Origin of the sequence: Niallia sp. 01092, assembly GCF_052318935.1 — a bacterium.
Classification (GTDB): Bacteria; Bacillota; Bacilli; order Bacillales; family Cytobacillaceae; genus Niallia.
On sequence record NZ_JBQRKO010000084.1, the window covers coordinates 1 to 284 of the forward strand.

Below are 284 nucleotides of genomic sequence, written 5' to 3' on the forward strand. Positions count from 1 at the left end.
TTTTTCTCGTTCTTTTTCCAGTCCTCGTATCGACTAAGTGCCAGTTTTCTAGCTTCCTGAATGAGGGTAGAAGGAAGTTCAATAGGAGCTAATCTTTTATCTAATTCCGACTTTGTTACTGTAGGATGTTCTTTTTTGTATTGAATAGCTATATTACAAGCTTCCGAAAAGTTTTGTTGCATCGTTTCATACATCTTTTCTTTCACTTTTGTTGGTGAAACAAGGGCAGTTTAATCGTAATGGTTGGCATTTGTTTCACCTCCTTCTTTTGATAAGAATATTTT

1 protein-coding gene is annotated in these 284 nt (G+C 34.9%); it reads right to left on the reverse strand.

Annotation, left to right across the window (positions count from 1 at the left end; genetic code table 11):
* A partial coding sequence (locus tag ACTXGU_RS22420) for a hypothetical protein (protein WP_443483708.1) occupies positions 1 to 194 on the reverse strand: 194 nt, incomplete at its 3' end.
* Positions 195 to 284: the final 90 nt, after the last annotated feature.